Source organism: Sphingobacterium sp. SGR-19 (assembly GCF_011043555.1).
Taxonomy (GTDB): Bacteria; Bacteroidota; Bacteroidia; order Sphingobacteriales; family Sphingobacteriaceae; genus Sphingobacterium.
The window spans coordinates 472,636-494,234 of the sequence record NZ_JAAKGS010000002.1 but is presented as its reverse complement, the minus strand read 5'-3'; the positions used below and the strand labels follow the sequence as shown (position 1 = coordinate 494,234).

At 41.8% G+C, this 21,599-nt stretch carries 21 protein-coding genes; 13 read left to right on the top strand and 8 right to left on the bottom strand.

From position 1 onward, the window contains the following. Nucleotides 1–15 precede the first annotated feature (15 nt). Nucleotides 16–540: an acyl-CoA thioesterase gene (locus G5B43_RS05725; protein ID WP_165293750.1), complete on the top strand. Its 525-nt coding sequence runs from the start codon at nt 16–18 to the stop codon at nt 538–540. Between the two features lie 5 nt (nt 541–545). On the opposite strand, the gene G5B43_RS05720 is transcribed toward G5B43_RS05725, so the two are convergent. Genes G5B43_RS05720 through G5B43_RS05705 form a run of 4 tightly spaced genes read right to left on the bottom strand, consistent with a single transcriptional unit; the run spans nt 546 to nt 2,897 of the window. After that, a complete protein-coding gene (locus G5B43_RS05720; RefSeq protein WP_165293749.1) occupies nt 546–953 on the bottom strand; it encodes an EVE domain-containing protein in 408 nt (135 codons plus the stop codon). Continuing rightward, nucleotides 950–1,300, bottom strand: coding sequence for a gliding motility protein GldC (gldC, locus tag G5B43_RS05715; RefSeq protein WP_165293748.1), 351 nt, complete (start codon nt 1,298–1,300; stop codon nt 950–952). Before gldC ends, G5B43_RS05720 begins: the two co-directional genes overlap by 4 nt. Before the next feature lie 22 nt (nt 1,301–1,322). Beyond that, on the bottom strand, nt 1,323–1,562 hold the full coding sequence (locus G5B43_RS05710) for a hypothetical protein (protein ID WP_165293747.1): 240 nt from the start codon (nt 1,560–1,562) through the stop codon (nt 1,323–1,325). A gap of 3 nt (nt 1,563–1,565) precedes the next feature. After that, on the bottom strand, nt 1,566–2,897 hold the full coding sequence (locus G5B43_RS05705; RefSeq protein WP_165293746.1) for a DEAD/DEAH box helicase: 1,332 nt from the start codon (nt 2,895–2,897) through the stop codon (nt 1,566–1,568). Between the two features lie 171 nt (nt 2,898–3,068). Here G5B43_RS05705 and G5B43_RS05700 point away from each other — a divergent pair, with 171 nt between their 5' ends. Both G5B43_RS05700 and G5B43_RS05695 read left to right on the top strand, forming a co-directional pair. Further along, complete coding sequence (locus tag G5B43_RS05700) at nt 3,069–5,207, top strand: S46 family peptidase (RefSeq protein ID WP_165293745.1); 2,139 nt, start codon at nt 3,069–3,071, stop codon at nt 5,205–5,207. A 134-nt stretch (nt 5,208–5,341) separates the two neighbouring features. Beyond that, complete coding sequence (locus G5B43_RS05695) at nt 5,342–5,521, top strand: histone H1 (RefSeq protein WP_165293744.1); 180 nt, start codon at nt 5,342–5,344, stop codon at nt 5,519–5,521. Between the two features lie 75 nt (nt 5,522–5,596). Here G5B43_RS05695 and G5B43_RS05690 read toward each other — a convergent pair whose 3' ends face one another. After that, nucleotides 5,597–6,388, bottom strand: a complete 792-nt coding sequence (locus G5B43_RS05690) for a GLPGLI family protein (RefSeq protein ID WP_165293743.1) — start codon at nt 6,386–6,388, stop codon at nt 5,597–5,599. Next, complete coding sequence (locus G5B43_RS05685) at nt 6,388–9,153, bottom strand: outer membrane beta-barrel protein (RefSeq protein ID WP_165293742.1); 2,766 nt, start codon at nt 9,151–9,153, stop codon at nt 6,388–6,390. The genes G5B43_RS05690 and G5B43_RS05685 overlap by 1 nt, the downstream gene beginning before the upstream one ends. A gap of 217 nt (nt 9,154–9,370) precedes the next feature. Between G5B43_RS05685 and G5B43_RS05680 the strand changes: the two genes are divergently transcribed. From G5B43_RS05680 to G5B43_RS05635, 10 genes are all read left to right on the top strand, one after another. After that, on the top strand, nt 9,371–10,741 hold the full coding sequence (locus tag G5B43_RS05680) for a dipeptidase (RefSeq protein WP_165293741.1): 1,371 nt from the start codon (nt 9,371–9,373) through the stop codon (nt 10,739–10,741). Between the two features lie 46 nt (nt 10,742–10,787). Then, on the top strand, nt 10,788–11,528 hold the full coding sequence (locus tag G5B43_RS05675; protein WP_165293740.1) for a lysophospholipid acyltransferase family protein: 741 nt from the start codon (nt 10,788–10,790) through the stop codon (nt 11,526–11,528). A 33-nt stretch (nt 11,529–11,561) separates the two neighbouring features. Continuing rightward, nucleotides 11,562–12,320 carry an ABC transporter ATP-binding protein gene (locus G5B43_RS05670; RefSeq protein ID WP_165293739.1) on the top strand — a complete coding sequence of 253 codons (759 nt, stop codon included), beginning with the start codon at nt 11,562–11,564 and terminating at the stop codon, nt 12,318–12,320. Between the two features lie 123 nt (nt 12,321–12,443). Then, on the top strand, nt 12,444–12,665 hold the full coding sequence (locus G5B43_RS05665) for a DUF2795 domain-containing protein (RefSeq protein WP_017258669.1): 222 nt from the start codon (nt 12,444–12,446) through the stop codon (nt 12,663–12,665). Between the two features lie 60 nt (nt 12,666–12,725). Then, nucleotides 12,726–13,187, top strand: a complete 462-nt coding sequence (locus G5B43_RS05660) for a hypothetical protein (RefSeq protein WP_165293738.1) — start codon at nt 12,726–12,728, stop codon at nt 13,185–13,187. 242 nt (nt 13,188–13,429) lie between these two features. Continuing rightward, on the top strand, nt 13,430–14,419 hold the full coding sequence (gene trpD / locus G5B43_RS05655) for an anthranilate phosphoribosyltransferase (RefSeq protein WP_165293737.1): 990 nt from the start codon (nt 13,430–13,432) through the stop codon (nt 14,417–14,419). A 31-nt stretch (nt 14,420–14,450) separates the two neighbouring features. Further along, complete coding sequence (locus G5B43_RS05650) at nt 14,451–15,047, top strand: phosphoribosylanthranilate isomerase (RefSeq protein WP_240904770.1); 597 nt, start codon at nt 14,451–14,453, stop codon at nt 15,045–15,047. Further along, nucleotides 15,034–16,218: a tryptophan synthase subunit beta gene (trpB, locus tag G5B43_RS05645; protein ID WP_165293735.1), complete on the top strand. Its 1,185-nt coding sequence runs from the start codon at nt 15,034–15,036 to the stop codon at nt 16,216–16,218. The genes G5B43_RS05650 and trpB overlap by 14 nt, the downstream gene beginning before the upstream one ends. A 5-nt stretch (nt 16,219–16,223) precedes the next feature. After that, complete coding sequence (gene trpA / locus G5B43_RS05640) at nt 16,224–16,994, top strand: tryptophan synthase subunit alpha (RefSeq protein ID WP_165293734.1); 771 nt, start codon at nt 16,224–16,226, stop codon at nt 16,992–16,994. Between the two features lie 776 nt (nt 16,995–17,770). Next, a complete protein-coding gene (locus G5B43_RS05635) occupies nt 17,771–20,341 on the top strand; it encodes a TonB-dependent receptor domain-containing protein (RefSeq protein ID WP_165293733.1) in 2,571 nt (856 codons plus the stop codon). 27 nt (nt 20,342–20,368) lie between these two features. Here G5B43_RS05635 and G5B43_RS05630 read toward each other — a convergent pair whose 3' ends face one another. Next, entirely contained in the window at nt 20,369–20,950 is a 582-nt protein-coding gene (locus G5B43_RS05630; RefSeq protein ID WP_165293732.1) for a Maf family nucleotide pyrophosphatase, read from the bottom strand. A gap of 4 nt (nt 20,951–20,954) precedes the next feature. Further along, on the bottom strand, nt 20,955–21,473 hold the full coding sequence (locus G5B43_RS05625; protein WP_165293731.1) for a KdsC family phosphatase: 519 nt from the start codon (nt 21,471–21,473) through the stop codon (nt 20,955–20,957). Nucleotides 21,474–21,599: the final 126 nt, after the last annotated feature.

The following is a 21,599-nucleotide window of genomic DNA, read 5'->3' as shown; positions in this document are numbered from 1 at the left end:
AACAACAACAAACGCATGAATAAAAAATTCGCAAAAGAATCCTATACGGAAATGAACGAACTCGTACTTCCCAACGACACAAACACGTTTGGCAATCTGATGGGCGGACGGTTACTCTATTGGATGGACATTTGTTCGGCTATGGCAGCCCAAAAGCACTCCAATAGCCCTGTAGTAACGGTATCGGTGGATAATGTTTCGTTTAAACGCTCCATTAAACTAGGCGAAGTGGTTACCATACAGGCAAAGGTTTCTCGCGCATTTAGTTCGTCGATGGAAGTACGCATGGAGATTTTTGCACATAACCTGCCGGAAGGAACACGCGTGAAAACCAACGAAGCCTACTACACGTTCGTTGCTATTGATGAACACACCAAGCCTAAAAAAGTCGCTGAACTTATGCCGGAAACGGAAGATGAAAAAAAGCTATTCGACGAAGCTTTACAACGTCGCGAGCTGCGATTGATCCTAGCAGGAAAAATGGAAATCAAAGATGCAAAGAGCCTGAAGCAGCTGATTAATTCCGCCGCGGCACACTAACTAAATCACCCGTTCCCCAATTCTACGATCCGGTCAAATTCTTCCGCTTTCAGCGGCATAACTGAAAGCCGGCCTTGGCGTACCAATGCGATATCCTGCAAGAGCGGATCAGCCTTTACCATCTCCAACGTTACAGGTGTTTTGAATGTTTCAACAGGCGCCAGGTCTACAACTACCCAGCGTTCGTCGTCTGTGGTCGGGTCTTGATAGAATTCTTTGACAACCTTAGCAACACCCACAACCTCTTTTCCTTCGTTGCTGTGATAAAACAACACCAAATCGCCTTTTTTCATTGCTTTAAGATTGTTTCGCGCTTGATAGTTACGCACGCCATCCCAAAACGTTTCTCCGTCTTTATTAAATTGTTCCCAGCTATATTTAAACGGTTCGGATTTTACTAAGAAATAGTTCATTTTTCCTCCTCCAATACTTCCATTTTTTCGGCAAAATGTGCACAGTAGTCCCGCAAGTCACCGATTACCTTATCTGCCATAGGATCTCCTCCCGACGCACGCAAGAAAGAATCGCCCAAAGTCTGCAACGTTTCATAGAAGAAACGCTTCATTTCATCGTAAGGCATATCCTTTGTCCAAAGGTCGATACGTAAAGAATTCTTATATTGTGCGTCCCAAAGAGCCAAGAACATCGCCTTTGAGGGCATTTCTTCGGAAGTTTCTCCGTCCGTTGACGACCAATCTATACGCTCCGGAATATTTTGTTCATCTAACGTGACATTTAGTTTTATTTCTGCTTGTTTCATATTTTCAATATCTTATAACTCCTCACATCACCTTTATAACCACCATCAATATCCCAACGACCAATATAAACGCAATCTGAGCAAACCATAACTTTTTCAGATCTTTAAAAATCATCCGAAACCCTAAATCTACCAGCGACAAAATTACACATAGTGCGATCAGCCAGTCCCATGAGAATGTCATTTCGGTGTCCAAATTCATTTCCGAAATTACCCAAACCAGCACACAGGCCAATGTGATATTTAAAGGCGTAAGCTTCATCAATTATTTTTTCCTGAATTTACTAGGTTTTCCTTTATGGCTCGTTGTTTTTCCTCTTGAAGCCTTTTTCGTTCGTCCATTATCTTTTGGCACATGCTTTTTCTCATGAAAAGCCCCTTTAAAATCCGGGTTTTCTTTTCTTTTTTGATTATCTATTTCACGTGCTATCGCTTGGCCTTCCTGAAAATCTGTTTTTTCGATAAAAACTCCATCAGGAATAGGATATACTGGGATTTTTTGCCGAATAAGTTTTTCGATCTTATCCAAGTAATATTTCTCTGCCGGATTACAAAACGTTATGGCGTCACCGTGATTAAACGCTCGTCCTGTGCGGCCAATCCGGTGCACATAATCCTCGATAACAATAGGCACGTCAAAATTAAACACATGACTTACGTTCGAAACATCCAAACCTCGAGCTGCGACATCTGTCGCAACTAAAATGCGAATGCTTCCTTCCTTAAAGGCGTTGATCGAATTTATACGTGTGTTTTGTCCTTTGTTCGCATGAATAACCCGTACCTGTTCCTGTCCATATTTCCGCTCCAGGTAATGGAAAACATTATCCGCAACCGTTTTTGTTTTGCAGAAAACGATAATTCGATGAAATGATTCATCATCTTTCAAAAGATGCTGCAGGAGATTGAGCTTAGTCTTTAAGTTGGGCACTTCGTAAAGCGCTTGGGTTACGGTCTGTGCCGGGGTCGCCTGTTCTGTCACTTCAATAACTGTCGGGAACGCGAGAAAGTCACCCGCTATCTTGCGGACGAGTTCACTCATCGTAGCGGAGAAAAGAAGGTTTTGCCGTTTCCGCGGTACGACTTCCAGTATCCGATGGATTTTACCGATAAAGCCCATATCCATCATTTTATCGGCCTCGTCCATCACCAAAAATTTCAAGGATTTGGTGTTAATATCACCTTCCAGATAAAGGTCAAGGAAACGTCCTGGCGTCGCTACAATGATATCGCATCCTTTTGCTAACTGCTCTTTTTGTGTTTTAGGCCCTAAACCTCCATATAACAACACGGTACGCAAATCGAGGTAAGTAGAAAACAAACGGATATGTTCGTCAATCTGCATCGCCAACTCACGCGTGGGAGATAAAATCAAAGCGCGGGGATCATTCCCTTGCGCGTATTTCAATTTCATGAGCATCGGCAACACGAAAGCAGCCGTTTTCCCTGTACCTGTTTGTGCAATTCCCATTACATCCTGCCCAGCAAGAATAGGTGTGATTGCTTTTTGTTGAATTTCCGTAGGAACAGTGTAGCCCGCTTCCACAATTGCATTTTGCAATTGCTTATTGAGCTTGAAATCTTCAAATGACGCCATTGAACAAAGATAGTAATTTCTGACTCCACTTTTGACCGCAAAAGTGGACAAAAACTCGCCACTTCGGATCTGATGTGGCCCTTTATGTTTAAAGAGAGATAGTGCAGAATAAATTGCCGTTTGCTACTTTGCAATAAATACGCCAACTTTGTCAATCAAAATTGGTTGAATATGAAGAAAATTTGGATTTTTATACTCCTTACCACGGTGAGTATGACCACGTTCGCTGACGAGGGAATGTGGTTTTTAATGCATTTAAAACGCCTGAATGAGGCGGATATGCAAAAAAAGGGGCTGAAGCTGACAGCCGAAGAAATATACAGCATCAATAATTCCTCCCTGAAAGATGCTATCGTACAGTTTAACGGAGGTTGTACGGCGGAAATCGTCTCGGGCAAAGGGCTCGTATTTACAAACCACCACTGTGGCTATGGCGCTATAGCGGAGCTTTCTTCTCCAGAGAATGATTATTTAACGAACGGATTTTGGGCAAAATCACTAGACGAAGAGTTGAAACCAAAATCTTTATATGTTCGGTTCTTCGTTCGCATGGACGACGTTACCAAACGTATTTTGAGTTTGGTAAATGACAACATGAGTGAAAAAGAGCGGGAAAAAATCGTTAACCAAGAGATCGCCAAAATCGAACAGGAGAACAGCGAAAATGGCAAATACATTGTTTCCGTTAAATCGTTCTACAATGGAAACGAGTATTATTATTTCGTTTACCAAGATTATCACGACGTACGTTTAGTCGGTACCCCTCCAAACAGCATTGGAAAATTCGGTGGCGACACGGATAACTGGGAATGGCCTAGACACACCGGTGATTTTTCTGTTTTCCGTGTATATGCAGATAAAGATGGTCATCCAGCCGATTATTCGGAAGACAACGTACCATTGAAACCTAGGCATTTCTTGCCTATCAGCATTAAAGGTTTTCAAGAAGGTGATTTCTCGATGATCTTGGGCTATCCGGGACGTACAAATCGTTGGATGCCTGCCGCTGGCATCGATCAAAATGTCGAGTATGCGTACCCCGCTTGGGTAGAGGCTTCTAAAGTAGGGATGGACGCTATGAAGAAACATATGGACAGCGATCAAGCGGTAAAGTTAAACTACGCGTCAACTTATTCCGGTGTTGCAAATTATTGGAAAAACCGCCAGGGAATGATTGACGCATTGACGAAACACCGTACTGCAGCCACCAAACGCAAGCAGGAAAAGAAATTTCAGAAATGGGCAAACAAAAAAGCTAATCGGGCTAAATATGGCGATGTACTTTCTGATATTAACGCTTACTATGCCGCGACCAACGAAAAGGCGAGACATGACAACTACCTTATTGGTATGCTCCGTTCCTCGACGTTTGCTCCGCTTCCTTACAGCTTGGGAAATGCTTTAAAACAGTATGCCGCTGCTAATGAAAAAGGACGTACGGACATGTCACCACGTCTGGAAAATGGAATTGCTGAAACCTTTGAGAATCTCTATCTTCCATTGGAAATTGATGTCTTGTCTGACGAATTGAACCTCTATGCTGCAAAAGCGGGAAATATCGCGCCTTATATACAGGAGCTCGCTTCCAAAAATAATGGCAATTTCAAAACAGATGTTCAGACAGCTTTCGACCAAAGTATTTTTGCTTCGACAGACAAACTGAATTCGTTTTTAGCCAACCCGTCAGTAGACGTGATTGATAACGATCCGCTTTACTTGATTTCCACCGCTTTAATGGATAAATACCGCGAAAGAACGCCGGAAATTGAAGCCCTAGATGACAAATTCCAGTCAGCTTACCGTAAATATATAGCTGGCACATTGGAGGCCAATCCGAAAGGAAAATACTATCCGGATGCAAATTCGACCTTACGGTTAACTTACGGAACCATCCGTGCTTTACCTAAGGATGCCCGTAATGATGCAAAAATTAACAACTACACGACCTTAAAGGGTACAATTGCAAAATACCAACCTGGTGACGAGGAGTTTGATCTGCCACAACGTTTGATGGACTTGTATGAAGCAAAAGACTACGGACGATATGCGGACAAAGACGGCCATATGTCTGTAAATTTCTTAAGCGATCAAGATATCACCGGCGGGAATTCAGGTTCTCCGGTATTAAATGGAAACGGCGAACTCATCGGCTTGGCTTTTGACGGAAATATTGAAGCCATGGCAGGCGACGTTATATTTGATCCGGTTTTACAACGTACGATATCTGTCGATATCCGATATGTATTGTTCATTATCGATAAATTTGCTGGCGCACAAAATATCATTGATGAACTGAAAATTGTAGAATAATACCGTCAAACGAAATTTATTTTTTGATTTTAATACAAAAATTGCACTTTACAACGTTGTTTTTGTATATTTAGCTTGTATTTTTAATCAGCTTAAAATATAATATTCATAAAAACTAAATTACTTTTTAAAAAATGGAAAACTACAACAAACTAAAAGACTTGGTAGCATCTATCGAAGCTGATGCAGACAAGTTCTACAACAATGGTAATTCGGCTGCAGGAACACGCGTACGTAAAGGTTTACAAGAAATCAAAACGTTAGCGCAAGAAATTCGTAATGAGGTAACTGCGAAGAAAAACGAAGGAAAATAATCCTTTCATATCGATGATTTAAAATAAAAATCCCGATTGTATCCAACCGGGATTTTTTATGCATGTAGACCTGTACTAAAGAAACATCGCTGCCAGTATCAGATTGAATTGTTGATCCGTCATCCAGCGTCCGAGGATATCCTTCAGCCTGCTTTGTGCTTCTTTACGTGTCATCGGTTCGTCTCTTTTTCTACCCACCGCCGTTTTCAAGGTAGGAGGACCGAACTTCACATCTGTTGCATATATATTAAAATGTTGTTCTGGCACCACTAATCCCAAAATCACCCCTGGAAGCCCATGTACGGCCCCCGGCCCTGCTGACGTCGGAATCTGGTCGGTATAGAAAGCAACTACATACACCGAATCCAAGGTAACGCCATTGGCTCTACGGCAATCATACCCTGCGATGTTACGATATTCGTTCGTAATCTTCCACTTTACTTGAAGCAACGAATCTTGAATAAGAACCGGAGATCCACCTAATTCAAAAGCGGATTTTAACGTGGATTTAGCCAAGTCTTGATAGAGGGTTTGTTGAAAGTCCAGCAAGCCCGACCTTAACAGATTGTTAATCATTGGTTCATAGGTACCAGGCACGCTTTCCATACTCATTTCGTTTCCACGAAAAGAAACTTTCTTTTTTAACACAGTCGTTTCGGATACCCTATCCAACAATTCTTGGTAATATGTCTTGCTGAAATTATCGTCTTTTAATGTAGAAATATGTCTTTTCAACAGATTCTTAACATGTACAGTCTTATCATACAGAATAGTACCTTCCGTTGGGAAATAAGCATGTTGTGCTTTTACCGATCCAACAGTGAAAACTGCAGTCATTATAACGAACAAATAAATTACTTTTTTCATTATTCTTTTCCTCCTTTCATCGATGTAAAATCCCAACTGACTTTCAGCATGAAATAGCGTGATATCGTATTATAGGTGTTTTGTGAGATCATACTGCCCGACTGGAATCTTCTGAACCCCTTATTCTGGTTGAAGATATCATTAACATATATATCCACCACGAGGCTTTCATCTTTTAAGAACTTCTTAGATATCCCCGGCTTGAATAACAAGAGTTCAAATTTCTCGTTGAGCGCTTTCGTTGGCGCTTCGTAATTATAGGTCATATCTCCATAGAAACTCAATTTCCACGGCAACTTCCACGAGTACCAAACATTCGTGCGATAAACAAACCCCGAACTATTTAACTCTGGCTGTAAGGAAGTTTCTAACAAACGCCACCCCGGGTGGAAACCGATATTGAAATCAATATTTTTGGTTGTATTCTTCGAGAGATTCAAACCAAAGGAGTAATCATAGTTTGTATTCTCGTTCAACTGTCCATTGATATAATTATAATCATTATTGTAGCTTCCGTTTCCCGAAATACGCGCTTTCAATTGTATTTTTTTGCTGACGTCGAAGCCTCCGCCGAACCATATCCGTCCGTTATTTGTTACGTATCCATCCAAATTTTCATAAAATAGTGTCCGTACCCCGTTTTCAATCTGCACATTCTGTTGAATAGCATTCCGGGTTTGCCGCCACTCTACATCCACATATAAATTGGTACCCTTCATCATATTATAGTTGCTGTAAAACATATTATATCGGTCATTACGCGCTGGAGTCAGACCTTCATTACCTACGACGATATTTAATGGATCTTGATTCTGCCGAAGCGGTTGGATCTGAGAGAGTGAAGGCAGTGTATTCGAATGATTATAGTGAAAACCGATCCTTTTATTACTACTTAAATTGTAACGTAACCTTGCCGACGGATTGTAAGTAAAAAAGTCACGGCTTGCGTTGAGGTCTTCGTAATTATTTTGCTGGAACATATCATCATTCCTAAAGTTATTCGTGAAATTAGCCTCGAATTTTTCCAGCTTATAGTTAAAGGCCACGTTAACCGCATTTCTTACGGTATTGAAATTAAAGTCACTACTAAATTCCTCATCAAAATCCGTATAGTTACCTTCACCATCGCTATTGTAGGAGGTATTGATGGCGTGCGCTCTAGACATATTATACTCATATCCGATAGAGGAATTCAATTTCGAAGTAATAGGTTCGGTATAGGTTAGCGAAGTGGTTATGCTATTCGATTGACGATCTATTTCTTTTTGTTGATCTGTGGGAACAGACACGACATTACCGCTGTTGTCTAACGTATCAAGGGTAGAGTTCAAAAAGCCCGACCCTTTGTTATCACTGACATTTCCACCAAACCGAAAGGATACCGACCGCCCTGTTTTTTTGAACCGTCGCGTAAGGTAACCTCGGTAGTTAAAATCCGTATTATCGGATATGGAACTCTCTGTTCTCTCATTACTATTCACAAAGTCACCATTTTCATCCCAAGAAGAAGCCTCTGTGCGGCTATTCGATTCTGATTTGCTTTTTGATGCTGATAGATTGATTGTAAGGGTGGTCAATGAATCTATTTTCAAGTCGTATTTCGTATTAAAACGATGTCTGCGTGCATCCGTTTCTCTATTGGATATACTGGATGTATTCAGTTCTTTATTATCCGGCAAACTATTCCTGGATAGGGAACTCTCTCCTACATCATTTTGGACCATGCCGTATTTATAGCTCCCGTTTAACTTGTGCTTATTTTCTTTCCAAGCATCCAGAAAACTGACGCCCGTACTCAACGCTTCGGGCCTACCTTTCCCATCCCAATAATCAAAGCTGTCGCCACTATATACCATATACATATCTCCTCCATCCGTCATTCCAGTCTCCATACTCGACATACCAAATTTCTCTGCTTCCTGCCAATTTAAGCTTAGATTACCGTCATTCGCGCCCATAAGATAGGCTCCAATTTTCTGGCTACCACTGAATTTGTTAAGGGCAAGCTTTCCTAAATAAAAATCGTCCGTACCTCCCGCACCCTCTACCTTACCAAACATTCCTTTTTTCGCGTCCTCCTTCAATTTAACATTGATGGTCTGTATACGTTGCCCGTCATCCACACCTGTACGCTCTGTTTCTTCGGATTTCTTCTCATATAATTGAACTTTGTCCACCATATCCGAACGGATATTGCGCGTTACCAATGTCGGATCATCACCGAAAAACTCCTCGCCATCCACAAGCACCTTTTCTACAGTCTTCCCCTGGGCGGTTATTTTACCATCCGCATCTACCGAAATACCGGGCAATACTTTCAATAAATCTTCGACCTTCGCGTTTTTCTCGACAACAAAGCTTGATGCATCGTATTCCGTGGTGTCTCCTTTTATCACAACAGGAATTTTACCCGTAACGATAACCTCTTCAATCAAATGGCTTACGCTCGTCAATTTTACATCGCTTAAATCTGTATCGCCATCGTCATCAATACGCTTATAATAATCGCCATATTTCGGATAACTTACAATCAATAGATACGGAATGGTGTCTGGCTTGGTTAAGTTGAACTTTCCGTTTTCGTCTGCCCTCGTGTGGTCCACCAAGATAGAATCCTTCGCCTGCAATAACATAATTGTAGCATTGACAAGCGAAGTTTGATCATTTTCATCCAGCACCCGGCCCTTGATGGTCGTTTGTGCCCCCAAATGCGTCAAGCAACCCAAAAAAAAGAGTGCAAAAAATATTATAAATTGTCCTTTCATTAAATTGGCAGCTAAATTCAAAACTCTAACAGATCTACGAAAATATCATAATTATACGATAATTTCTCTTTTTTCTAAAAATTTAGCATTTTCTTAACATCTTTCGCCTATGCTCGCGGTTGCATTTTTACTTATTTTTAAAGGCGTGCTTGCGCTCATTTAACATTCGGTTCGTGAATGCGACGCATTTTATTTACGTTTGTAAAAACACAACATTATGCAAACAATAAAAGAATATGTCCTGTCCAATAAGGATAGATTTTTAGAAGAATTATTCGCATTATTACGTTTCCCATCTATAAGTGCCGATTCCAAATACAAGGAAGACATCGTAAATACCGCCAACTTTGTCGCTGATAAGTTGAAAGAAGCGGGAGCTGACAAGGTAGAAGTTTGTCCAACAGCAGGTAATCCGATTGTTTATGGCGAAAAAATTGTCGACACGTCCCTTCCGACAGTTTTGGTATATGGGCATTATGACGTACAACCGGCTGACCCTTTGGATTTGTGGGATACCCCTCCGTTTGAACCTACTATCCGTGATGGAAAAATATATGCAAGAGGAGCCGCGGACGATAAAGGACAATTTTACATGCATGTCAAGGCATTCGAATACATGGTGAAAAATAATTCCTTGACCTGTAACATTAAATTTATGATCGAAGGCGAAGAAGAAGTAGGTTCCGCTAATTTAGGAACTTTTGTCAAAGAGAATAAAGAGCGTTTAAAGAACGATGTCATCGTCATTTCCGACACCTCTATGATCAGTCTTGAACAACCTTCGCTGGAAACGGGATTGCGAGGACTTTCGTATGTCGAAGTAGAAGTAACCGGACCGAACCGGGATCTACATTCGGGCGTCTACGGAGGTGGTGTAGCGAATCCTGCAACCATCCTTGCTAAACTCATTGCTTCCTTACACGACGAAAACAACCACATCGCCATTCCCGGATTTTATGACGACGTCGTAGACTTGAGCAAAGAAGAAAGGGAAGCTTTGAATAAAGCACCGTTCGATATCGAAGAATACAAAGCCGATCTTGGCATTAACGATGTGTGGGGAGAAAAAGGTTACACGACGATCGAGCGTACCGGAATCCGCCCGACACTAGAGGTAAACGGTATATGGGGTGGTTATATAGGAGAAGGTGCAAAAACCGTATTGCCCGCTAAAGCCTACGCTAAAATATCCATGCGATTAGTCCCTAATCAAAATTCGGAAAAGATCACCAACCTGTTCAAAAAACATTTTGAGGCGATCGCTCCCCCTTACGTGGAAGTAATGGTAACACCGCATCATGGGGGTGAGCCAGTAGTAACACCGACTGATAGTACAGCTTATCGAGCGGCCGAGAAAGCATTAGAAGAAGCGTTCAACAAAAAGCCTATTCCGACCCGCGGCGGAGGTTCCATTCCCATTGTAGCACTGTTCGAAAAAGAGCTGAACGTAAAGACCGTTTTGCTAGGCTTTGGACTTGACAGCGATAATCTGCACTCACCGAACGAAAAATACGGTATAGAGAACTATCTGAAAGGTATTGAAACTATTCCGTTATTCTTCAAATATTATGCTGAATTGAATAAATAGATTATAATTGTAGAGACGTAGCGTGCTACGTCTCTATGTATTAGGTATGACCGGAATCTTAAGAAGAATACATCTTTATGCATATTTTGCCTCTGTCCTATTTTTCTTTTCATTGGGCTATCCCCTTCTATTTTATTATGCTAGAAACCCTAAAAAGCACTACCGAAAATTGGTTTCATTTCGAAGATGGATCAGCTTAGCCGGTATCTACGCTGTCGGTATCCGCGTCCGTGTGACGTATGAAACGCCTATCGATTGGTCTCAAAACTATGTACTATGTGCCAACCATACTTCCTTCCTCGATATCACCATTTTAAACTATCTGTGTAAATCTCCTTTTTCCTTTATGGGGAAAATAGAATTGCTGAAAAACCCTGTTACGCGTATATTCTTTCAGACCATCGATATACCTGTTAAAAGAGACAGCAAGGTATCCGCCTTTAAAGCATATAAAAGGGCACTCGAGTTTCTCCAAGACGGTAAATCATTGGCTATTTTCCCCGAAGGTAGAATTGATAACGTTTATCCTCCCGTCCTGCACCGCTTTAAATCCGGCGCGTTCCGGATAGCTTGCGAAAACCGGACACCTATTCTCCCCATTGTTATTCAGGACGCTTGGCAAGTGCTTTGGGATGATGGAAAAACCTACGGTTCGAAACCCGGTGTCATTCATGTTAAGGTATTGGCCCCTATAGCTCCTAACGCCGAAGGTGGCGAAGCATTCAGCTCACTGGAAGCTGAAGTCTACCACAAAATGGACGAAGCATGGAACATCTGTAACAAATAAATTGTATCTTATCCCTCACTTAACGCGAAACGCATGGAAGAGCATTATTTAATTCAAATAGAAGATATTGGAAGAGAATACGTCATCGGGGCGGAAAGGATTCACGCACTGAAGTCGGTATCCTTAAATATAAAAAAGGGAGAGTTCGTTGCCCTGATGGGCCCCTCTGGCTCTGGAAAATCTACTTTGATGAATATTTTAGGCTGTTTGGATACACCGACTAAAGGACAATATATACTAAACCGCATTAACGTCTCCGAGATGAGTGAGAACGAACTGGCGGAGGTTCGTAACAAAGAAATCGGTTTTGTTTTTCAAACGTTCAATCTCCTACCGAAAAATTCGGCACTGGAAAATGTGGCTCTTCCCCTGATTTACGCCGGTTACAGTAAAAAAGCGCGAGAAGAAAAGGCATTGCAAGCTTTAGAAAACGTGGGACTGGGAAACCGTGTCGACCATAAACCTAACGAGCTATCAGGCGGACAACGGCAACGGGTAGCTGTAGCACGCGCTCTCATTAACGACCCCTCTATCATTTTGGCCGACGAACCTACCGGGAACCTAGACACTAAAACATCCATTGAAATCATGGGCCTGATGGAAGATATACATGCAAGAGGCAACACGATTATTTTGGTAACCCACGAAGAGGATATCGCACAACATGCACACCGCATTGTTCGTATGCGTGACGGACTCGTTGAGGATGATTATCCTAACCCGGACATCAAGTCTGTACATCCGAGACTCGATGCACTCAAAGAAAAAGGGTCTGATTTTGAAAATATATAATTTTATTTAACTGTACCACAATCAATTACATTACAACTGAATTAATAACAATCGTTTGACTTGATTTAGTGGATAATAATGTTATTTTTGCGAAAAAAAGGGATTCACTAAATAGTTAGATATATGTATTGGACACTAGAACTTGCTTCACATTTGGAAGACGCACCATGGCCAGCGACTAAGGATGAGTTAATTGACTATGGTATTCGTTCCGGGGCTCCAGTTGAGGTCATTGAAAATCTCCAAGCCTTGGAGGATGATGGGGAGCCTTACGAGAACATCGAAGAGATTTGGCCCGACTATCCGACAAAAGACGATTTCTTCTTTAACGAAGACGAATATTAAAAGGAGAAGGTATTAATCCTTCTCTTTGAAAAGCGGTCTTACCTAAAAAGTACGCTTTTTATGCAAAAGATATTATTACAAGGTTTTTTTCTTCTTTTTTGTTCAATTCAGCCCGTTATAGCACAAACCTCTGAAACAACCGCACAAGATGATATTGCTCTTATAAAAGATTTTATCTTTGATATAGCGGACGAAACACAACGCCCGGACCTCATTTTAAGCAGGCATGTATTATTGGAACAGACGGAAACAGATGAAGAATACGACTATTTGGAAGCCAGTATAGAAGAAATACGGATTAATCTACAACCGAAAAACCTGAATGAAATAGAATACCTCCCTTTTCAGGCATTGTCCAAACGGGAAACCAGAGATATCGATCCCGAGGGAAAACCTACAGATAAAATGTACTTCTTGCGCTACCGTAACCGGCAGATGTTAGCTATCTATATCGCACAGAACAAAATAGCATCTTTCACCCTTGTATCGAAAGGCAACAAAGCACATTTTGTGACATATTAAAGTAGCTCGTAAACATCTTTTTGAACAATTTTTACATTTTTTCTTGCATTTGATTAACAAATATTAGACATTTGCTATTGGATAGTGATAAAAATGAAACTTAGTATTGTAAATAAAGCTTGGTGGTGGCACAACAGTTAATGTTGTGGCAAAAACCTATTGCTTGAAATTTTTACATCAAAAGATAGTGGGCTTGCCTAAATTAGGCAAGCCTTTTTTTGTAGACTTTTGTCCTGGATAATATGAAAGAAATACTAGCTCATTTATTTGAGTATAAAACATTCACAACAGAAGAGGCATACAGCATTCTTACGAATATCGCAACTGGGAAATATGACCCACACCAAATAGCGGCTTTTATGACCACCTATGGCATGCGAAGCATACGTGTAGAGGAACTTAGCGGCTTTCGCAATGCGATGTACGACCTCTGCCAAAAGGTAGAATTTGCTGGGTATGACTTAATTGACCTATGCGGTACAGGTGGTGATGGTAAAAATACCTTCAATATTTCCACATTGGCATCCTTTGTTGTCGCAGGAGCGGGCTATCACGTGGCAAAGCACGGCAATGTGGGTGTTTCTTCGGGATGTGGCTCCTCCAATGTCATGGAATATTTGGGCTATACGTTCACCAACAATCAGGATGAACTTCAACGTCAATTAGATGAGGCTCGTATCTGTTTCTTGCATGCTCCGCTTTTTCACCCTGCAATGAAAACAGTTGCACCGATCCGAAGGGCATTGGGAGTCAAAACATTCTTCAATATGTTAGGTCCGCTTACCAATCCCACTAACCCTAAATTCCAGGCGGTGGGTGTATTTAGCTTGGAACTCGCCCGTCTGTACAATTATCTCTATCAACAAACATCCAAGCAGTATAGTGTTATCCATGCGCTCGATGGCTACGACGAAATATCGCTCACGGGCGATTTTAAAATTATCGATAATCAAGGAGAGAAATACATGAAGGTAGAGGATCTCGGTTTTTCGCCGATAACCCCGGCAGACCTCGCAGGAGGAGACACCGTGGAAGACGCCGCTGCTATCTTCCATCGCATAATCAGCGCGGATGGCAATGACAAACAAAATAATGTGGTACTGACGAATGCCGCTTTCGCTATCAAAACAATACATCCTGAAAAAACATTCGGAGATTGTTATTACGAAGCCGAATCATCCTTGCTGGGAAAAAAAGCATGGCAAAGTTTCCGTAAATTGATTTCCGCATAACATGAACGATCTAAAAATAAAAGTATGTGGCATGCGCGAGCCAATAAATATCCAAGCTCTTGCCTCGTTTCCCATCGACTATATGGGGTTTATCTTTTATGAAAAGTCAGCCCGCTATATAGCAGAGCTTCCAACCATTTCCATTCCTGATCGAATAAAGAAAACGGGCGTATTCGTAAATGCGGAAAACACGTATGTTGACCATATCATTGCGCAGGGGTTGCAGGCTGTACAATTACATGGACAAGAGTCCCCCGTGTTCTGCCAAGAGGTAAAAAAAGCGTGTGTTGAGGTTATCAAAGCATTTGGAATCGGCGCCGATACACGGTGGGAAGCCTTGGCACCCTATGTAGGGATCGTTGATTACTTCCTGTTTGACACCAGCAGCCCACAACATGGGGGGACGGGCCGCACCTTTGATTGGGGATTATTGAAAAACTATCCTTATGACGTTCCCTATTTTTTAAGTGGTGGGCTCGACCTCACCAATATTCCAAGTGCACTCACGATCACAGACGAACGCTTGGTCGGTCTTGACATCAACTCAAAATTTGAGGTAAAACCGGGATTAAAAGACATTGACAAATTAAAGCAAGTATTGAAAATAATCAAACATGAGCAAATATAACGTAAACGAAAAAGGATATTACGGCCCATTTGGAGGCGCTTATATTCCCGAAATGTTGTATCCAAATGTCGCGGAACTCCAAAAAAAATATATGGAGATTATGCAAGAAGAGAGCTTTCAACAACAATTTCAGGAATTGCTGAAAGATTATGTAGGACGCCCTTCGCCTTTGTATCTTGCCCAACGTTTATCTGCACGATATGGTGCGAACATCTTCCTAAAAAGGGAAGACCTGAATCATACAGGAGCACATAAAATTAACAACACCATCGGGCAGATCCTCTTGGCTGAACGGCTAGGCAAAAAACGGATTATCGCAGAAACAGGAGCAGGCCAACACGGTGTCGCCACAGCCACGGTATGTGCATTAAAAGGATTAGAATGTGTGGTTTACATGGGCGAGATCGACATCCAACGGCAAGCACCCAATGTGGCCCGCATGAAAATGATGGGTGCCACTGTCATTGCGGCGCAATCTGGAAGTAAAACCTTGAAAGATGCCACCAATGAGGCTCTACGCGACTGGATAAATAACCCTGTAGACACGCATTATATTATCGGCTCGGTGGTGGGTCCTCATCCCTACCCTGATTTAGTCGCACGATTTCAATCTGTCATATCTGAAGAAACAAAAAAACAACTCGCTGAAAAAACAGGCAATGGTCTCCCCGACTATGTGTTGGCTTGTGTAGGTGGCGGATCAAATGCAGCGGGAATGTTCTACCATTTTTTGGAAGATGAGCAGGTGCAACTTATCGCCGTGGAAGCTGCCGGACATGGTGTAGACAGTGGTGAATCCGCTGCTACAACCGCATTAGGTAAAGAAGGTGTACTGCATGGAAGCCGTTCTATCCTCATGCAAACAGATGATGGACAAGTCGTCGAACCCTATTCTATTTCTGCGGGATTGGATTATCCGGGTATTGGCCCTCAACATGCATGGTTATATAAAAGTGGTCGTGGAAAATATGTCAGTATTACCGACGACGAAGCAATGCAAGCCGGATTGTTACTTACTAAACTGGAAGGTATCATACCCGCAATCGAAAGCTCACACGCCTTAGCCTATTTAGAAAAGATGACTTTTCAAGGTAATGAAAATGTCGTCATCTGTTTATCGGGACGTGGAGATAAGGATTTGGACAACTATATGAAATATTTTGGATTTTAAACACTATGCAAGCACAAGATATATTTAAAAACAACGCATCAAAAGGATTACTATCCATTTATTATACAGCAGGATATCCGAACTTAGACAGCACAATTGCTATTGCCGAAAAATTAGAACAGGCGGGTGCAGATTTCTTGGAAATTGGCTTTCCTTATTCCGACCCTGTGGCAGATGGACCTGTTATCCAACATAGCTCGGAAGTCGCCCTAAAAAACGGCATGACGCTTCAACTGCTTTTTCAACAATTGGGTGAGTTAAGATCACGCGTATCCATCCCCATTTTTTTAATGGGATATTTTAATACCGTTTTACAGTACGGCGTAGAAAACTTTTGTAAATCTTGTCAGGAAGTAGGTGTGAATGGCGCTATTATTCCTGATTTACCCATATATGAATACGAGGACCTGTATCAAGATATATTTAAGCAATATGGCATCAGTAATATCTTTTTGGTGACACCACAGACATCCTACGAACGGATACGAAAAATAGACAATCTTTCCAATAGCTTTATTTACCTTTTATCGTCCAATGCGACTACAGGCAAAAACCTGGAAGTGGGCGAACAAGCAGAACAATATTTTCGACGTTTGAAAGATATGGATTTAGGGAATCCATTGGTCATTGGTTTCGGAATCTCAGACAGGGATACATTCCGGAAAGCCACCAATTATGCAAAAGGAGCTATTATCGGCAGTGCATTTGTTAAATTATTGTCGGACAATGACTATATGGATAAAATAGAGCCTTTCATTAAAGGTATCAAATCGTAAAACATCCTAAGGCTCTTTTACGTACCTCGAGTATACTTTGAATATACCGATAGCGATTAACAAGAGCGATGCCGCTAAAGAGAAAAGAACCCTAGGCTCAGACATTAATTGTTCCATATCGATTAGTTTATGATGTTTTAAATTTAATATCTTCTTTACTTAAAAACAATACCTACATTTATTTTTTGCGTTTTTTAGCAAAAGATTTTAAAAATCTTTTGCTTACCTTTGTTTTTAATGAGAGCATTCTTGTCGAGCATAGTTTTATTCTTTTACACATTAACGTGTACAGGAGCTACTATCTATATGCATCAGTGTCATGGAGGCTCGATGGTTATGCTACAGGACAAGGCTGGTGAACATCATCAAAATTGTTCTATATGTCTAGATCATGGACATGAAAAAGAGTCACCTTCATCCCATGTTTGTGACGTGGATAAGGACGATTGTTGTAGAGACATTAAAATAGACTTAAAGAAAGGACAAGAAGAGGTTGAAAGTACACCTTCTTCCTTTAATTTTATGACACTGTCGCCAGCTACGCTCTCAATCATTTGGCTAGTTGTTTTTCAGCCACATTATGACACGCAAAAAATAAACACCGGATCTGATCAGCTCCTTCTGACAACACGATCCAAGCCGACCTACCTCCTTCATTGTAACTTCCGAATTTGATTTTCGCTGTTAAGGATTAAAACGACTATTTATTCCCCTTCCGCTCAAGGAAAAGGAATATGAGTATCATTTATTTAACAGTAATCAAATGACAAAATATAATGAACAGCATATATAAAGGATTTATTACCTTACTTTTTATCAGTATATATACAATCGGCTTAGCCCAACAGGATAGCACAATCACCTTTGAAGTAGCGGGAAATTGTGCAATGTGTAAACAACGGATCGAGAAAGCAGCGAAAATAGACGGTGTTTCCCAAGCCACATGGAACGCCCAAGATGGCATGGCGACCGTGGCCTTCAATTCAAATGTTACTTCCTCCAAAAACATTAAACAATCGATTGCCGACGCTGGGCATGATACCGACGAGGCAAGAGCAAAGCAAGAGGTTTATGAAAAACTTCACCAATGTTGTTTATATGAACGTCTCGGTGAGGAAAACGATGATCACGAACAAGACGACCACCATGATCACGACCACATTATACGTGGAGTGGTCGTGCAAGAAAACAACCGGGGCGACTTAACGCCAATTCCAGGTGTGAACGTACATTGGCTCGAAAATAAAACAACACAAAAGCAGAGTAATGAAGAAGGTGTGTTTGACATTAAACACGAAAAAGGTTACAGAAATCTCGTGGTGGGCTATGCCGGTATGCAACCCGACACTATAGAAGTAAAGAATTTACATGAGATATTAGTCATCCATGCGAAAAACAACGTTTTAGGCGAAGTGGTGGTTTCCCGAAGGCAGCGCACGGCTTATGTCGATAAATTAAACGCAAACCGTGTAGAGACGATTACGGCAAGAGAACTATTTAAGGCCGCTTGTTGTGATCTTAGTGAAAGTTTTGAAACCAACGCTTCGGTGGATGTCGTGGCAAGCGATGCGGTGACAGGTGCAAAACAAGTACAACTATTGGGCTTAAGCGGTATTTACACCCAATTAACGGTCGAGAATCTTCCTGGTCCCCGAGGATTCGCATCCCCCTTGGGTTTAAATAGCATGGCTGGGCCTTGGATAGAAGCCATACATATCAGTAAAGGTATGGGATCGGTGGCAAATGGCTTTGAAAGTATGTCGGGACAAATCAATGTTGAATTAAAAAAACCGCATAACACAGATCGTCTCTATTTTAATGCCTATGCTAATAACATGGGCCGTACCGACGTCAATTTAAACCTAGCGCAAAAAATAAATGACAAATGGTCTATAGGCCTCTTGTTACATGACAATTTCATGTATAATAAGACCATGAATTTCAGCAACAACGGTTTTAGAGATATGCCTGTTGGCAATACTTTTTCGGGTATCAACAGGTGGCATTATGAAGATGGCAAGGGCTTAATTGCACAGTTTGGCATCAAGTATTTAAGTGACGACCGTACCGGGGGACAAATCGATTTTGATAAAAAAACCGACAAGTTGACCACCAATCGTTACGGATTGGGGTTCGATATTGACCGCGTGGAAGGTTTCGCTAAAATTGGCTATGTTTTCCCAAGCAACAAACTCCGCAGCATAGGCTTACAACTCTCCGGATCACATTTCCGTCAAAACAGTTTTTTTGGTTTAACGACTTATGATAACGAACAAAATAGCGGATATGCCAACCTACTTTATCAAGATGTGATAGGCAATGTAAACCATAAATACAGAGCCGGATTATCCGTGTCATATGACAAATACAACGAAAACATCCTCGCATACGACTTTCGCCGAACGGAAACCGTCTCAGGGGCATTTCTTGAATACACCTACGCTCCTAGCGAGAAATTAGATGCCGTATTGGGTCTACGGCAAGACTACAATAGCATTTACGGCTGGTTTACCACACCGCGGGCGGTGATTCGCTATGCGCCCACCGACGTGACTACATTCCGATTAAGCTCTGGAAGAGGACAGCGTACCGCCAATATTTTCGCGGAAAACTTAGGCATGTTTGCATCTAGCCGCGCAATAGACTATGAAGATCTCGTCACCAATGACGGTACAGCTTACGGACTGAAGCCAGAGGTATCTTGGAATACAGGACTTACTTTTGATCAAGATTTCCGATTATTCGGTAGGGAATCGGGGATATCATTCGAACTTTACCATAACAGTTTCACCAATCAGGTGGTTGTAGATTGGGAAGATCCCCGGACTGTGTCTTTCTATAATCTAGACGGAAAATCATACTCCAACAGTTTACAAGCAGAATTTCGGTTTATGCCGATGCAGCATTTTGAAACCAGAATGGCTTACCGGTTGTTGGATGTTCAAACGGACTACATCGATCGAGGGCGTCTCCAAAAACCATTGACAGCTAAGCACCGTGGATTCATTAATATGGCTTATAACCTACATAGTGGGTGGAGTTTCGATTATACGTTGAATGTGGTTGGCAAAAAACGCTTGCCATCTACCGTAGATAATCCGGTCGACTATCAATTGGCTGCCTATTCCGACTCCTACGTTACCATGAACGCCCAAATTAGCAAAAGCTTCGGTGCAGATAAGAACTTCACCGTATACTTTGGAGGGGAAAACCTGACGAACTTCTACCAGAAAGATCCAATTCTAGCGTTCGAAGAACCTTTTGGAAATCATTTTGACACCAACCTGTTGTGGGGACCTTTAACAGGCCGGATGTTCTATACGGGGATACGATATCATATTAAGTAATATACATAGGGGCAGTTTTCTTTGCCCCTATAATTTTTTCATTTCCTGATACAGCCGCGCCGTCGGCAGTCCCACCACGTTTTCATAGGCGCCTGTGATCGATTTTATCCCCACCAATCCTATCCATTCTTGGATACCATACGAACCTGCTTTATCAAAAGGGTGATATCTTTCCACATAAAAAAGAATTTCTTCCGTTGACAGGGGATAAAATTCCACCGTGGTTTCTTCAACAAAACAATGCCGCCTCCCTTGATACTGCAAGGCCACACCGGTCAATACGAGGTGACGATTGCCTTGTAATGTGGTCAACGTCTCCAATGCCTCTTTGTGATCGCGGGGTTTTCCCAAGATCTCATCTTTGTGTACAACAATCGTATCTGCGGTAATAACCAACGTGTCGCGGAACAAGACGTCATCAAAGCCTAGAATCTTATTGGTGGCAATGTGCTTAACGATCTCTTGGGGTGACTGCAGTTCGCCATAACCTTCATCCGTCTCTTTGACGATGACTTGGAAATCAAATCCCATTTTCCCTAGGAGTTCTTTGCGTCTGGGCGATTGCGAACCCAAAATAATGGGGATATTTTTGAATTTATTTAACGACATTATATTAAACACTTTTTACCGTGGCGTCCTCGTACCATTTTTTTTGTAGCTTCAAAATCTTTTCGATGACATCCCGTACACAACCTTCCCCCCCCCTCTTCGGGGAGACGTACCGAGATACGGCTTTTATCTCCTCTACTGCATCTTGTGGGCACATCGGTAGTCCGACTTCTTTTAAACACTTTAGATCTGGCATATCATCTCCCATGAAAGCTACATCTTCCAAGGCCACATCGTAACGGCGAATAACTTCCTGTAGGAGCGTCAGCTTGTCCGCGACGTCAAGATAAACATCTTCTACTCCCAGCCCGCGGAGTCGATGGAATATGCCCGTCGACTTTCCCCCGGTGATAGCCAGGATACGAAGCCCGCGTTTAATGGCCAACTGTATGGCGTACCCATCTTTAACAGAGAACCGCCTCAATTGCTCACCTTCCTCTGTTACAAGTACCGAGCCGTCCGTGAGCACCCCATCTACATCCAAAACGAGAACTTTAATGTGTGCAAACCGTTGTAATATCATAGAACATTGATTAATTAAGTCAATTTTTTATCAAAAAGAGTCATAACATCAGAGATTTGTCAGATGTTAGTTACATAAGCAACTATACCTACCTAAACCTTGACAAATATGATTTTTCGACGTACT

What these genes read in the sequence shown, in the direction of transcription:
- G5B43_RS05725 (WP_165293750.1), top strand. Translation starts at nt 16, where the DNA reads ATGAATAAAAAATTCGCAAAAGAATCCTATACGGAAATGAACGAACTC.
- G5B43_RS05720 (WP_165293749.1), bottom strand. Translation starts at nt 953, where the DNA reads ATGAACTATTTCTTAGTAAAATCCGAACCGTTTAAATATAGCTGGGAA.
- gldC (WP_165293748.1), bottom strand. Translation starts at nt 1,300, where the DNA reads ATGAAACAAGCAGAAATAAAACTAAATGTCACGTTAGATGAACAAAAT.
- G5B43_RS05710 (WP_165293747.1), bottom strand. Translation starts at nt 1,562, where the DNA reads ATGAAGCTTACGCCTTTAAATATCACATTGGCCTGTGTGCTGGTTTGG.
- G5B43_RS05705 (WP_165293746.1), bottom strand. Translation starts at nt 2,897, where the DNA reads ATGGCGTCATTTGAAGATTTCAAGCTCAATAAGCAATTGCAAAATGCA.
- G5B43_RS05700 (WP_165293745.1), top strand. Translation starts at nt 3,069, where the DNA reads ATGAAGAAAATTTGGATTTTTATACTCCTTACCACGGTGAGTATGACC.
- G5B43_RS05695 (WP_165293744.1), top strand. Translation starts at nt 5,342, where the DNA reads ATGGAAAACTACAACAAACTAAAAGACTTGGTAGCATCTATCGAAGCT.
- G5B43_RS05690 (WP_165293743.1), bottom strand. Translation starts at nt 6,388, where the DNA reads ATGAAAAAAGTAATTTATTTGTTCGTTATAATGACTGCAGTTTTCACT.
- G5B43_RS05685 (WP_165293742.1), bottom strand. Translation starts at nt 9,153, where the DNA reads ATGAAAGGACAATTTATAATATTTTTTGCACTCTTTTTTTTGGGTTGC.
- G5B43_RS05680 (WP_165293741.1), top strand. Translation starts at nt 9,371, where the DNA reads ATGCAAACAATAAAAGAATATGTCCTGTCCAATAAGGATAGATTTTTA.
- G5B43_RS05675 (WP_165293740.1), top strand. Translation starts at nt 10,788, where the DNA reads ATGACCGGAATCTTAAGAAGAATACATCTTTATGCATATTTTGCCTCT.
- G5B43_RS05670 (WP_165293739.1), top strand. Translation starts at nt 11,562, where the DNA reads ATGGAAGAGCATTATTTAATTCAAATAGAAGATATTGGAAGAGAATAC.
- G5B43_RS05665 (WP_017258669.1), top strand. Translation starts at nt 12,444, where the DNA reads ATGTATTGGACACTAGAACTTGCTTCACATTTGGAAGACGCACCATGG.
- G5B43_RS05660 (WP_165293738.1), top strand. Translation starts at nt 12,726, where the DNA reads ATGCAAAAGATATTATTACAAGGTTTTTTTCTTCTTTTTTGTTCAATT.
- trpD (WP_165293737.1), top strand. Translation starts at nt 13,430, where the DNA reads ATGAAAGAAATACTAGCTCATTTATTTGAGTATAAAACATTCACAACA.
- G5B43_RS05650 (WP_240904770.1), top strand. Translation starts at nt 14,451, where the DNA reads ATGCGCGAGCCAATAAATATCCAAGCTCTTGCCTCGTTTCCCATCGAC.
- trpB (WP_165293735.1), top strand. Translation starts at nt 15,034, where the DNA reads ATGAGCAAATATAACGTAAACGAAAAAGGATATTACGGCCCATTTGGA.
- trpA (WP_165293734.1), top strand. Translation starts at nt 16,224, where the DNA reads ATGCAAGCACAAGATATATTTAAAAACAACGCATCAAAAGGATTACTA.
- G5B43_RS05635 (WP_165293733.1), top strand. Translation starts at nt 17,771, where the DNA reads ATGAACAGCATATATAAAGGATTTATTACCTTACTTTTTATCAGTATA.
- G5B43_RS05630 (WP_165293732.1), bottom strand. Translation starts at nt 20,950, where the DNA reads ATGTCGTTAAATAAATTCAAAAATATCCCCATTATTTTGGGTTCGCAA.
- G5B43_RS05625 (WP_165293731.1), bottom strand. Translation starts at nt 21,473, where the DNA reads ATGATATTACAACGGTTTGCACACATTAAAGTTCTCGTTTTGGATGTA.